The 12,630-nt window shown below is 61.1% G+C and carries 15 protein-coding genes; 3 read left to right on the top strand and 12 right to left on the bottom strand.

Annotated features, from left to right (window positions below; genetic code table 11):
- Nucleotides 1-4: 4 nt before the first annotated feature.
- Entirely contained in the window at nucleotides 5-208 is a 204-nt protein-coding gene (locus Q4D83_RS06290; protein WP_303173956.1) for a hypothetical protein, read from the top strand.
- On the opposite strand, the gene Q4D83_RS06285 is transcribed toward Q4D83_RS06290, so the two are convergent.
- The 11 genes from Q4D83_RS06285 to ftsH form a co-directional block, all read right to left on the bottom strand.
- Nucleotides 201-1,355: a globin domain-containing protein gene (locus tag Q4D83_RS06285; protein ID WP_303173954.1), complete on the bottom strand. Its 1,155-nt coding sequence runs from the start codon at nucleotides 1,353-1,355 to the stop codon at nucleotides 201-203. The two genes, Q4D83_RS06290 and Q4D83_RS06285, sit on opposite strands and share 8 nt — an antisense overlap.
- A 9-nt stretch (nucleotides 1,356-1,364) precedes the next feature.
- Nucleotides 1,365-1,811, bottom strand: coding sequence for an Rrf2 family transcriptional regulator (locus tag Q4D83_RS06280; protein ID WP_303173953.1), 447 nt, complete (start codon nucleotides 1,809-1,811; stop codon nucleotides 1,365-1,367).
- A 148-nt stretch (nucleotides 1,812-1,959) separates the two neighbouring features.
- Nucleotides 1,960-2,748, bottom strand: a complete 789-nt coding sequence (locus Q4D83_RS06275) for a pantoate--beta-alanine ligase (RefSeq protein WP_303173950.1) — start codon at nucleotides 2,746-2,748, stop codon at nucleotides 1,960-1,962.
- On the bottom strand, nucleotides 2,745-3,221 hold the full coding sequence (locus Q4D83_RS06270; protein WP_303173949.1) for a hypothetical protein: 477 nt from the start codon (nucleotides 3,219-3,221) through the stop codon (nucleotides 2,745-2,747). Before Q4D83_RS06270 ends, Q4D83_RS06275 begins: the two co-directional genes overlap by 4 nt.
- A complete protein-coding gene (locus Q4D83_RS06265; RefSeq protein ID WP_303173947.1) occupies nucleotides 3,218-4,393 on the bottom strand; it encodes a DUF6779 domain-containing protein in 1,176 nt (391 codons plus the stop codon). The genes Q4D83_RS06270 and Q4D83_RS06265 overlap by 4 nt, the downstream gene beginning before the upstream one ends.
- 11 nt (nucleotides 4,394-4,404) lie before the next feature.
- On the bottom strand, nucleotides 4,405-4,872 hold the full coding sequence (locus Q4D83_RS06260) for a DUF3180 domain-containing protein (RefSeq protein ID WP_303173945.1): 468 nt from the start codon (nucleotides 4,870-4,872) through the stop codon (nucleotides 4,405-4,407).
- Nucleotides 4,869-5,354 (bottom strand): 2-amino-4-hydroxy-6-hydroxymethyldihydropteridine diphosphokinase, encoded by a 486-nt coding sequence (gene folK / locus Q4D83_RS06255; RefSeq protein WP_303173943.1) that lies wholly within the window; start codon nucleotides 5,352-5,354, stop codon nucleotides 4,869-4,871. Before folK ends, Q4D83_RS06260 begins: the two co-directional genes overlap by 4 nt.
- Nucleotides 5,354-5,701, bottom strand: coding sequence for a dihydroneopterin aldolase (gene folB / locus Q4D83_RS06250; protein WP_303173941.1), 348 nt, complete (start codon nucleotides 5,699-5,701; stop codon nucleotides 5,354-5,356). Before folB ends, folK begins: the two co-directional genes overlap by 1 nt.
- A complete protein-coding gene (folP, locus tag Q4D83_RS06245; RefSeq protein WP_303173939.1) occupies nucleotides 5,694-6,452 on the bottom strand; it encodes a dihydropteroate synthase in 759 nt (252 codons plus the stop codon). The genes folB and folP overlap by 8 nt, the downstream gene beginning before the upstream one ends.
- Nucleotides 6,453-6,466: 14 nt before the next feature.
- The gene (gene folE, locus Q4D83_RS06240) at nucleotides 6,467-7,045 is read right to left on the bottom strand and encodes a GTP cyclohydrolase I FolE (RefSeq protein WP_303173937.1); all 579 of its coding nucleotides are present in this window, start codon (nucleotides 7,043-7,045) and stop codon (nucleotides 6,467-6,469) included.
- Nucleotides 7,046-9,427 (bottom strand): ATP-dependent zinc metalloprotease FtsH, encoded by a 2,382-nt coding sequence (gene ftsH / locus Q4D83_RS06235; protein ID WP_303173934.1) that lies wholly within the window; start codon nucleotides 9,425-9,427, stop codon nucleotides 7,046-7,048.
- 225 nt (nucleotides 9,428-9,652) lie between these two features.
- Between ftsH and Q4D83_RS06230 the strand changes: the two genes are divergently transcribed.
- Together Q4D83_RS06230 and Q4D83_RS06225 are read left to right on the top strand one after the other, a co-directional pair.
- Complete coding sequence (locus Q4D83_RS06230; protein WP_303173931.1) at nucleotides 9,653-11,050, top strand: DHA2 family efflux MFS transporter permease subunit; 1,398 nt, start codon at nucleotides 9,653-9,655, stop codon at nucleotides 11,048-11,050.
- Between the two features lie 50 nt (nucleotides 11,051-11,100).
- Nucleotides 11,101-12,006: a pirin family protein gene (locus Q4D83_RS06225; protein WP_303173929.1), complete on the top strand. Its 906-nt coding sequence runs from the start codon at nucleotides 11,101-11,103 to the stop codon at nucleotides 12,004-12,006.
- Nucleotides 12,007-12,023: 17 nt separating this feature from the next.
- Here the strand turns inward: Q4D83_RS06225 and hpt are convergent, their stop codons facing one another.
- Nucleotides 12,024-12,611, bottom strand: coding sequence for a hypoxanthine phosphoribosyltransferase (gene hpt / locus Q4D83_RS06220; protein WP_303173927.1), 588 nt, complete (start codon nucleotides 12,609-12,611; stop codon nucleotides 12,024-12,026).
- Between the last annotated feature and the right edge of the window lie 19 nt (nucleotides 12,612-12,630).

Raw genomic sequence — 12,630 nt, 5'->3', positions numbered from 1 at the left:
GGCAATGGCCCGCAAGAATGTTCCACTTCGGATTGATCCTGCCGTCTACGACGCAATCGCGCGCTGGGCGGCCGAGGATCTCCGAAGCGTCAATGCGCAGATTGAAACAATGCTGCGCGATAGCCTGCGGCGCGCCGGCCGGCTACCGAAGCACACCGGCGATATCCCACGCCGCGGGCGCCCCCCGAAGCGCGAATCGACTAGCTAACCAGCCAATCGTTCGGGGAGAACAGCTCGTAGTGCACTTGCCCCGGCTTCTCGGAATTGAGCTGTTCGCGGATATTTTGTAGGAAGTTGGTCCCGCCGCACAGGTAAACCTGCGCACCCTCGGGGATCCTGCCCGCCACCTCGAGGCGCCGCCCATCGGCACGATAGAACGCCTCGAAGGTGGCGTTTGGCAACTTGGCCACAAGCGCTTCCATCTGGGCACGCTGCGCGTGTGTCGCCTCGGATTCATCCGCGTGCAGCACGGTAACGTGGCGCTCCGGCGATACCGCCGACAGCATGCCCACCATGGGGGTGGATCCAATGCCCTGAGAAATCAACACCACGGGCGCATCCCCATCATCGAGCACGAGTTCGCCCGCGGGCAGGGTGACATCCACTTCATCGCCAAGGTTTAACCGATCCCGCAGGAAGCTGGACACCTCCCCATCGCGCTGCACCACGATCCGCCACGTGCCTTTGTCTGCACTGACCAGCGAGTATTGCCGCAGCTGGCGCGCGCCGTCGTCAAGCACCACGCCGACGGAGGTGTATTGCCCCGGCAAACCTGCGGGCAAATCGTCGCCCACCAGTTCATACACGGTGACAGTGTCGGTGAGGTCTTCCCGCGCCGCGAGCTTGGCCTTGCGGAACACGTCACCCGCCGCAACTCCTGCGGACTCGTACAAGTCCTTTTCGTACTCGATGAGCACGTCTGCCATCAGCCAGTACACGGCGTCCCACGCAGCGGCGACCTCGGGCGTGACCGCGCTGCCCAGCACCTCCACAATGGCCGCGAATAGATGTTCGTGCACGATGGGGTATTGCTCTGGGGTAATGCCCAGCGACGCGTGTTTGTGCCCGATGCGCGACAGCATTTCCACCGGGTCCGGCGCCTCTGGGTCCACGAGCATCGAAGCAAACACGGCTATCGACGCCGCGAGCGCCTTCTGCTGCTCCCCCTGCTGCTGGTTGCCCCGGTTGAAGGTGTCTGCAATGAGCTCGGGGTGCGCGGCAAACATCTTCTTATAGAACAATGGTGTGATCTCGTTGATGTGCGCGCCAATCGCCGGCAAGGTTGCGCGCACCACCTCCGCGTGCTCCGGGGACAATTCGCGCAGGCGGGTGTTGGGCTGGTGTGTCACGTACATGGGTAGCGTCTACTCCTTGAGTACAAATTCAACAGGGTAACGCGCGCGAGCATCCGTCAGCAGGTCCTCGAGGGTGATCGAATTTAAGGACCGGTAAAACGCTTCCTTCGCATCGGCGAGTTTGTAGCGCAGCAAACAGTCGTAACGGACAAATGGGCACGGGCGTTCGGATATGCAATCCACCAGCTCTTCGTCGCCTTCGAGCTTGCGAATGAGATCGCCGACACCCATGGGGTACGCCTCGTCGCAAATATAGACGCCGCCGATACGGCCGCGCACGCTCCGAGCCACGCCCAACTCCACTAATCGCGCCACGATTTTTGCCACATGTGCCTCTGACGCCTGGATATCGGCAGCCAATTTGGACACCGTGAGGCGTTCCTCTTCGTCCGCGATACCTAACCGCATTACCAACCTCATGCCGAGGTCAGAAAACCGCGTCAAATGCACATTCATCACCCTACCCAAAACATGTATTTTGCGTTCACCTTTTAGTCCGATGGAAACGCCGAGTACTCTCAGCTGGGCCCAACGAAGCGCCAGCCCACAAAGCTTAACCCATGCGGGGGTGCAAACAGCCCGGATACCAGCGGCAGCGTTAGCGCTAGACGCCAGCCTGCTCCCCGAGCGACGATTTACTCACGCCCACCAGAATGCCGGCGTGATCCGTGAGCGTAATCCCCTCCACCACCGCACTGATATGCAGCCGAGCATCCTCAGGGCCACTCCCTGAAACGTGCAGAGATTCGACTTGCACTTCGGGGGCAGCAGCGAGTACCGCTCGGGCCGCAGCAAGCACTGCGTCCGCACCCGCGTGTGCCGCATGAGCGCCGGCGGCGAGCGCCGCGGAAAGCGCAAGCGCCGCTTCCCTACCCGCAGGGCTGAGCTCTCGATTACGCGCATCCACTGCGAGGCCGTCCGGCTCCCGCACAATGGGCACTGCATGCAGGCGAACATCCAAATTAAAGTCAGTGACCATGTGTTGCGCGGCCCGCAAAAATTCGTAATCTTTTTCGCTTAAGAAAACGTCGGTGGGCGCGGTGATATTGATCAGCTTCAGCAACGAGGTCAACCCATGGGACAGCGCCGCTGAATCCGCCCCGACCAGGGTGCGGCTCCCGTGCGGGTAGAACGTAGGCTCATCAAGCGCCAGCACCACGTCCGCGCCCGACTCCCGCAACTCCGCAGCCGCAGCAACCTCACGCAGCGACACGACAGTGAGCGCACCGGGTACGCGTTGGGCTTGGCGCAAGCGGTACAAATCGGCGGCGTCGACACCCCCGTCGACGGGGACAAGGACCACGGGTTTGCCAAGCTTACGGAAGGCGCGCACCACGGGCCGCACAGAAGCGACCTCGCTGAAAACCGTTGCGCTGCGCGGGGTAAAAGTCATTGTTGGATACTCCGAACCAGGGACAACAAAACATCTTCGGGCAGCTCAGCGACCTGCAGCAACGCCTGATAGGCGGCAGCTAGGCGATCGCGGTATTCAGCGCCCACGAAAAGGTAGTGTAGTTCCCGGAACAAGAGTTCGCAGAGGGTGGCGCCCAGCTCATCGCTCACCGCGATTGCCCACACGTCCGCCCGGGGATGAATACGCGAAAACGCCACGCTGACCACGCCCGGAGCCGGCACCGGCGGCAGGCCCGGGCACGTATGAGCAAGTATTTTCCCGCGCAATTGAGGCAGCGTAGCCACCGCATCGAACACAGCAGTGTCGGTGGACTCGGCGATGAGCACCATGTCCACCTCGCGTGCATCCTCCCGAGCGTGCGTCACCCGGTGACCCGCCTCCCACAAGCGCGCCTCCAATTCACGGTCGGAACCAAGGACAAGGATGCGCATTCGCGGCGGGTGATGCGTCATTGTTTCAGGTTCTTCAACAAATCCGCCACGGACACGCCCTGCTGATGTTCATCACGCCGCCTGCGACCACCGCGAGCGCGGGGTTGCGCCGCCGCGTGCGACACCGGCTGCACCACCGGTTCCGGCGCGGGCCGCTTCGGTGGCTCTGGGGGTGCGCTGCGATGCGTGGCCGCCGCCGGGCGGGCCGGCTCGGGCTTCGGCTGCGGTTTCGGCGCGGCGGGAGCAGGGCGCGGGCTCGGCTTTTCCGGCTCCGGCCAAAAGGCCGAACGGCGCCTCGAACGCAACAATGAATCGTCTTCAGTGGGTACGGCAGCGGCAGCCGGTTGCGGCTGGGGCTTCGGCTTCGGTGCCTGCGGCGCCTGCGTGCGCATATCGGGGCGCACCTGCTGCACTCGCGGGGCCTGCGGTTGCGGGCGAGCCTGGGCCCCCGGCTCCGGACGGAACGGGGATTCCGTCGCGTGCCGCGCCTCCGGCTGCGGGGTGTTCTTTTCTATGCCACCCGCATCCCAACGGGTGGAAGAAAACGCCCCCGAGTTGAACCGCGGCGCTGCCGTAGCGCCCGAGGTGACTGTTGGGCCAGCGGCCGGCTTCGCAAAAGGTTGCGCCAAATATTCCGGCTTTTTGGCCAATGGTTCGCTAATAAACGAGTCCTCCACGTCCACTTCCACCGGTTCCGGAACCACCGGAATGAGCGCCTCGGCTTCTTTGGACAAACTCGCGCCACCCTGAGAACTCTCCAGCTCAATTGCAGACAACCTGCGCGCTTCCGCCTTTAACGCCGCTGGCTCGTACGCCAACATTGCGCCCGACAATTCCTCCAATTGATTACGCATTGCGTCCAATTGAGTGCGGATATTGTCGAGGGTTTCATCGCGCTGCTCATTGAGCTGACGCTGATAATCTTGCTGCGCTCTCAGCCGATCGGCATCGAGGCTGCGCTGGTTTTTTAATAGGTCTTCATCATATTGTTTGCGTTTGGTTGCAACAAGGAATCCTGCGACGACACAAGCCCACAATGCGATAAGCATGGCCAGTTTCAGGGCATTAGCGCTGCCCGAAAATAGCCCAATCACACCTGTGAGAAGGGCTAAGGCCACCATTGCGCCCATGAGTATTTGGCCGAGGTCGATTCCCCGCTTCGGCTTGGTCCCTGGTACGTCTCTGGTGCTCATGGGTACCAACTTTAGCCAATGGATTCCGCATCTGTGGGAGGTGGAAGAGTACAGGCGCGTTCCAAATACACGCCGGCTGCAGATAAACTTATGCCACCCAAAAGGCTAGCTAAGACGCCGGTGAGGTCCTCACTGGCCGCCAACAGCTGCCCCGCGTTCGGAACCACATAGCTAGCAAGACCGAAATAAGCGCCACCAACCACCGCGCCAGTCCACGCCGAGGCACGCCCAATGGCAAACCACATCGCCGCACGTAAAGGGTCCAATTGAGTGCTGCCAAAACCAATTGTGCCCCCCTGAATGTGGCCGCGAATCTTCCATGCCAACACCACGCAAAGAATCGTCATAAGCCAAAGGGTTATAGACACTGTGACGGGGATAGCAAACAGCTCATCGTAAAAGCGCCACGTTAAGATTCCGGCCACACCGGCCACAAAAAAACCGACGGCAAAAAGATGCGACACGCGTGTCTGTGTCATACCCACTCCTTAGCCACCATGGTGATCCCGGCGGTATCCACGGCGGCAACGAAGTCCGCCACTGAGTATCCACCCAACACGGCATCCGGCTCCACCGCAAGCCACGGCACTAACACAAACGCGCGCTCCGCGGCCCGCGGATGCGGCAGCATCAACTCCTCCGAATCCATACGCACCTCCGAACCATCCACCACGCAGGTGATCACGTCCACGTCGAGGGTGCGGGGACCCCAGCGGGTGTCGCGGCGTCGACAAGCGGCTGCCTCGAGCGCCTGGCCCGCGCGCAACAATTGCAAGGGTGTACGAGCGGTTTCCAACACGAGCACGGCGTTGAGGAAATCCTCCTGAACAACCCCACCCCACGGCGGCGTGGAATACAGCGGGGACACAGCCACCACCTCCTCGCCAAAACCGGCGACCACCCCGCGGAGATAGTCCGCGCGTTCGCCCAGGTTCGACCCTATAGAAAGCACAGCGCGCATTAGCTTCTCCTCGCGGTCACCGAGACGTCTGCAAACGTGTGCGGGATCGGCGCCTGCGGCTTATGCACCGTCACCTCCACGGCGAACACCGACCACCGCTCCCGCACCGTATCCGCGATTTCCGCGGCCACAGTTTCGATCAAATCACGCGGCGGGCCCGTCACCACGCCCACGGCGATATCCGCAATCTCGGCGTAATTCACCGTGCCAGCGAGGTCATCGGTCTCCGGAAACCGCACCCAGCACGTGACATCCACGACAAACAATTGTCCATCGCGCCGCTCGTGCGGCAACACCCCGTGGTAGCCGTACGCCTCGAGGCCCGTCAGCGTGATACGGTCAGCCACCGCCACCACCCCACTTCCACGCGACGTCCACGGCCGCACGGTTCGCGGGAATTTCATGCACGCGCACACCCCACGCTCCCGCTTGGGCCGCCAGCGCACTCACCGCGGCAGTTGCCGCATCCGAACCATCGAGAAAGCGTTTGCGCGACGCCCCCACCAACACCGGGTACCCCATCGCAACAATGTTCGGCAACGCCCGGAGTAGCGCCCAGTTATCCGCAGGTGTTTTCGCAAAACCCAGCCCCGGATCCAGCACCAGCTTATCGACGCCCGCCCCCACCGCGCGCCCCACCAACTCCGCCAGGTGGGCCATCACATCCGCCACCACATCACTGCCCTGGTGGGCGCTGCCGGCCGCATCCCCAAAACGCTCCGTAGACCAGTGCATCAAACACGCCGCAACCTGCGCATCCGCCATCACGCGCAGCATGTCCGGGTCGGCGAGGCCACCGGAAACGTCATTGATCATTTCGGCGCCGGCCGCCACTGCTGCCTCCGCCACGCTCGCCCGCATAGTATCCACGCTGGTAGGGATACCCTCCGCCGCCAACGCCCGAATCACCGGCACCACGCGCTGCTGCTCCAGCTCTGCCGGCACCCGGACCGCGCCCGGGCGGGTGGATTCCCCGCCCACATCAATCAAATCTGCGCCCTGGACCATCATCTCGCGGGCGTGCGCCACCGCAACTTCCGGATCTAGCCACCGGCCGCCATCCGAAAACGAATCGGCCGTGACATTGAGAATCCCCATCACCCGGCAGCGCATCATGCCCCCCGAATCAAACTCAACACCTCGGCGCGGGACGCGGCGTTCCGTTGAAACCCTCCACGCACCGCCGACGTGGTCGTGGTGGTGCCCGGTTTCCGAATGCCGCGCATCGCCATGCACAAGTGCTCGCACTCAATCACCACGATCACCGCTTGGGCACCGAGCTTATCCACCAGCGCGTCCGCAACCTGGGAAGTTAACCGCTCCTGCACCTGCGGACGTTTGGCAAACAAATCCACCAGACGGGCCAGCTTGGACAACCCAGTCACCTGGCCAGAAGGGCCCGGAATATAACCGATATGTGCCTTGCCGTAAAACGGCACGAGGTGGTGCTCACACGTGGAATAAATAGGTATATCGCGGACGAGGACAAGCTCCTGATGATTCTCCGAAAACGTCTTGTGGAGCACCTCGGCGGGGTCGCAACGCAAGCCCGCGAACATCTCTGCATAAGCCCGCGCCACCCGCGCCGGGGTTTCTTTCAACCCCTCCCGGTCCGGGTCCTCCCCGACCGCAAAGAGCAATTCCCGCACTGCGGCCTCGGCGCGTGCTTGGTCAAAACTAGCTTCGACCATTTACTTCTCGTCTTTCCGTTCGGGAGTCTCAGGGTGTTCCGGTTGCTCGTTTTCCGGCAGCCGGAACCCAATCTCCCCCTCCGGCTGCTGCGCCTGTGGAGGTTGCTGGGGATGCTGCGGAGCTGGCTGGTAGGACCCCAGAGAACCGGGGTGACGGCCCTCCGGTTGCTGTGGGTGCTGAGGTTGCTGCGGATGCGCGCCGTGAGCGGGTGGCCATCCGGGCACCACCCAATCCGACGGCGGCTGGCTGCCACCGTAGGTCCGCTGCTGTGGCGGCTGCTGTGGTTGACCGCCCTCGGCGTTGGGGTGCTGCGGCGGCAACGCCGGACCGATCGGAACGCGCGGATGCTGTTGAGTCTGATTTCGCTGCGCTAATTCCGCTTGGCGCTTTTCGCGGGCGGCCTTGCTGGCCTCCAAGATGCTGAACTTCTTGGGCGGTTCCTCACCGCGTTCAATGGCCAACTCCGTGGGAGTTTTCACCGGCTCGCGGTCCTTCTGGCCGGGGAACCATTCATTCTCACCAGGGAACACTTCCAAGCGTTCGCGCCGCTCGATGCCTTCAAACAGAGCCTCAAGGTCGGGGCGTCGTAAGGTTTCCTTTTCGAGCAACTTTTCGGCGAGTTTATCCAGCACGTCGCGGTTCGCGCGCAGGATGTCGTACGCCTCTTGGTGCGCGAGGGTGACCACGTGGCGGACCTGGTCATCGATCGATGCCGCGACCGTCTGGGAGTACTCGATGCGCTCGCCCATGCCCGGCATATGCCCAAACGGGCTACCTTGCTCCTCACCGTATTTCACGGTGCCGATGCTCGGCGACATACCGTATTCCGTCACCATGGCGCGGGCAATCTTGGTGGCCTGCTCAATGTCGTTGGAAGCACCGGTCGTCGGCTCGCCAAACACCAGTTCCTCCGCCGCGCGACCGCCCATGGCGAACACAATGCGAGCAAACAACTCCGCGCGGTTGTACATGCCCTTATCGTCTTCGTCCGCAGTCATGGCGAAACCACCGGTGCGGCCACGAGCAAGGATAGTCACCTTGTACACGCGCTCAATGTCTTTCATCGCCCACGCGGCAAGGGTATGCCCGCCCTCATGGTAGGCGGTAACCTTCTTTTCCTTCTCCGAAATTACCTTGCTGCTACGGCGCGGGCCGCCGATCACCCGGTCCGTCGCCTCTTCGAGCGCATCCGCCGTAATCACCGTGCCGCCAATACGTGCGGTAAGCAACGCGGCCTCATTCAGCACGTTCGCCAAATCTGCACCGGACATGCCCGCGGTGCGCTTCGCCAACGCGTGCAAATCAGCGTCCTTGGCAAACGGCTTACCCTTGGCGTGGACCTCCAGGATCTGCTCCCGCCCCTTCAAATCCGGGTTCGACACCGGAATCTGGCGGTCGAACCGGCCCGGGCGCAACAACGCCTGGTCGAGGATATCGGGACGGTTGGTGGCCGCAATCAAAATCACGCCTTGGCGGTCGCCGAAACCATCCATTTCCACAAGCAACTGGTTCAGGGTCTGCTCACGCTCATCGTGGCCGCCGCCCATCCCGGAGCCACGCTGGCGGCCGACCGCGTCAATCTCGTCCACGAAGATAATGCACGGGCTGTTTTCCTTCGCCTGTTTAAACAAATCACGCACACGGGAAGCGCCAACACCGACGAACATTTCCACGAAATCCGAACCGGAAATCGAATAGAACGGCACGCCCGCCTCGCCCGCGACAGCGCGCGCAAGCAACGTTTTACCGGTGCCAGGAGGTCCGTACAGCAACACGCCGCGCGGGATCTTCGCCCCGAGAGCTTCGTAGCGAGCTGGATCTTGCAAGAAATCCTTGATTTCGTGCAACTCATCGACGGCTTCGTCCGCGCCCGCGACATCCGCAAATGTATTCGTGGGCATGTCCTTGGTGAGTTCCTTGGCACGCGAACCTCCGAACCCAAACATGCTCATGCCGCCACCCTGAATACGGCTGAACACCCACATCATGAGCCCGAAAATAATAAGGATGGGCAGCATGGTGGTGATCAGCGTATAGAAGAACCCCTCCCGCGTCACCGAGGTGGTGTACTTGGTGGCGCCGGCAGCGGCGACCTTATCGAAAATAACGGGGGCGGTGCGCGCAGGATAATCCGCGATGATCTCTTTGACACCGTCGCGCTCATCGACCGTAATTTCCTTTTTCAGCTTTAATCGAAGCCGCTGTTCGCGATCCTCGATCTTAGCTTCCTCTACGTTTTTGATCTCCAGCTGCTGAATAGCAACGGAAGTATCCACGCGCAGGAAACTCCGCGAATCATCAGTAAGCACAGTAATTGCGAACAGGGTCATAAGGACCACGGCAGCGATACCGCCGTACTTCAGCAATTTCTTGTTATCCATAGGGCTGCCGCTCGGGGGCCTTTCTACTTAACACACGCATCATTTACTTTACGTAACGCGTTTCAAGCCTACTTCGTTCCTTCACACACCGTGCAGCACGGTACTTGCATTGTGGGCTGCATTGTGGGCTGCTGGTTTTAAGGCTGGAGGCTGTGGGACTAGACTCTGATCACTTCACTGTAACAACACGAGCCTAAAGAGAAAGCCGCCGCTACCTTGATTCCATTGACCCAAAAGCTCTTGTTGTGGATCCTCGTGGTCTCCACCATGATCATGATCCTCAACGAAACGCTGCTCGGTGTAGCACTACCGACGATTTCCGCGGATTTCGGGGTTCCCGCCGCCACCGTACAATGGCTTGCCACCGGTTTCCTGCTGGTGATGGCGATCGTGATCCCCATGACGGGATACTTGTTGCAGCGATTTTCCACCCGCGTGATTTTCGTAGCGGCGCTGGCGCTGTTTATGGTTGGCACCACCATCGCCGCACTCGCACCTACGTTCCTCGTGCTACTCATCGCACGTGCGATTCAAGCGATTGGCACGGCGATTATCATTCCGCTCCTAATGACAGTGGCGCTCACCATCGTTCCTCCGGAGCGGCGCGGCGCCACCATGGGCCTGATCGGCGTGGTGATTTCGGTGGCTCCTGCGCTCGGGCCGACGGTGTCCGGCATCATCCTCAGCCGGTTCAGCTGGCACTGGCTGTTTTGGTTTATCTTGCCAATCATTCTCGTGTGCCTCGTTGTTGGTGTGCGTTTTATCCGCAACGTGTCCAGCGGGGAAGCCACCAAATTGGATGTAGTGTCCATTCCACTTTCCGCACTGGGGTTCGGCGGGATTGTATACGGCCTGTCCCAGCTTGCCGACGCCGTGGAACACCACAACCCAGTTCCGCCCACCGTTCTTGCCCTCGGCATCATGTTCGTGGCGGCTTTTACCTACCGGCAAATCGTGTTGGGCAGGCAACATCGGGCGTTGTTAAATTTGCAGCCGTTTACCTTCCCCGCATTCCGCATATCCGTTCTGGTGTGTTTTCTGGGCATGGGTGTGTTGTTAGGCACTGCGGTGGTGTTGCCGTTCTTCGTGCAAAATGCCCTCGGTGCTTCCGCGCTCACCACCGGGTTGCTGCTACTCCCTGGGGGTTTGTTGCAAGGGCTGGCAAGCCCCTGGGTCGGCAGACTGTATGACCGTTTCGGACCGCGGCCGCTGGCCATCCCTGGCACGATCGGTTTGGTCACCGGACAAATCGGCCTATCGTTACTCGGCACGGGCACTCCACTGGCCGCGGTGTTGGGGTTACACATGCTGTCTACCCTGAGCTTTGCCTTCATTATGACTCCGCTCATGACTGACGGCCTCTCTACCCTCCCGCAGCCGCTGTATGGCCACGGCTCCGCGATCCTCAATACCCTGCAACAGCTTGGTGCCGCGGCAGGGACGGCTGCATTAGTGGCCACCATGACCATCGCCGGCAATATCGCAACAAGCGACGGGGCTGCTCACGATGTCGCCGCCGCTGCCGGCGCATCCACCGCGTTTATCCTTGGCGCTAGCCTCGCCGCGATCACTTTCGTGGCCACACTGTTTATCACACCGCGGAGCGCCAAGCCGGGAATGTAGGCATTTGGCGCGATGTTGTAGCTAGCAACGTACAGTACCTAGGAGCTACGATGCCCATCCTTGAAGCTCGCCCCGTGCCGCTTGGCGGTATTCGCGCGATTGAAGTTCGCCGCACGCTGCCCCATCGGGAGCGCACGACCGTAGGCCCGTGGATTTTTTGCGATCATTACGGTCCAACGAACACCCCAATGGATGTTCCTCCCCACCCACATACCGGCCTTGCTACTGTTTCCTGGTTATTTTCCGGGGAAATTCGCCACGATGATACGGCGGGGAATCATGCCCAAGTCTTACCGGGCGAACTCAACATGATGACTGCCGGCGACGGGATCGCCCACACCGAAGTATCACAATCGGAGTGGATCCATGGTGTCCAGCTTTGGCTGGCGTATCCGAAGGCGCAGCGCGGCCTCGCTCGTCGGCTGCAGCACTATGCCCCCGAGCCGGTGTGCATCGGTGCCGCGACCGTGCTGCTCTTTCTCGGATCATTGCATGGTGCGCCGTCCTCGCCGGTAGACGCCCCGAAACGCGCACTTGGTGCGGAGATCCGACTACCAAAGAGCGAAAATGTTGCGCTTCCACTGGATTCGACGCTTGAGTACGCGGTGTTAGCCGACACGGAGCCGCTTGAGGTAAACGGCGAGAGAGTGGAGCCGGGCAACCTGTGGTACGCAGATGCTGGCTTGGAGCACCTTCAGATAACGAACCTCGGGGCAGATACGCGCTGCATTATCCTTGGCGGCGAGCCCTTCGGCGAATCAGTGGTGATGTTCTGGAATTTCGTTGGAACGGATCACGCTGAGGTTGCCCAACAGCGCGCCGATTGGGAAGACCCCGCTGCCCGGGCTGTTCGCTTCGGCAACGTTGCGGGATACCCCGGCGCGGGGAAACGCATCCCGGCCCCGCCGCTGCCAGGAGTGTTACTGCGCCCGCGCGCTAACAGAAGGAAGCGTTAACGCGGGCGATCAACAGGTTATTCGCCAACGTATACCCGTGGGTGAAGTGTGCCCACGAACGGCAGGTCACGGTAGCGTTCGGCATAGTCGAGGCCATAGCCAATAACGAATTCGTTGGGAATGTCGAAGCCGATATCAAAGAGTTCCACTTTGGTTTTCACGGCTTCGGGTTTGCGCAGCAAGGCAACGACTTCGAGGGATTTCGGCCCGCGGTGGCGGAGGTTCTTCACCAACCACGACAGGGTTAAGCCGGAGTCAATGATGTCTTCCACGATCAGGATGTTTTTGCCACGGATGTCGCGGTCGAGGTCTTTGAGGATGCGCACCACGCCGGAGGAAGTGCAGGAGTTGCCGTAGGAGGACACTGCCATGAATTCCATCTGGCTGGGAATGCTCAACGCCCGCGCGAAGTCGGTGATAAAGAACACTGCGCCTTTGAGCACGCACACCAAAATGAGGTCGTCTGGTTCGTCGCGGTAGTGTTCGGATACTCGGTCTGCGAGTTCCTGGATGCGCTGCTTCAGTTCTTGCTCACTGATCAGCACTGATTCGATGTCGTTACCGTAACGCTCGGTGGGTACGTTGAAGTCTTTTGCGTCGTGCATGGTGTGGTGTGGCACCCTT

Origin of the sequence: Corynebacterium sp. (genome assembly GCF_030532715.1) — a bacterium.
Taxonomy (GTDB): domain Bacteria; phylum Actinomycetota; class Actinomycetes; order Mycobacteriales; family Mycobacteriaceae; genus Corynebacterium.
The sequence above is the reverse complement of the archived record's forward strand: the minus strand, read 5'-3'. Positions and strand labels throughout refer to the sequence as shown.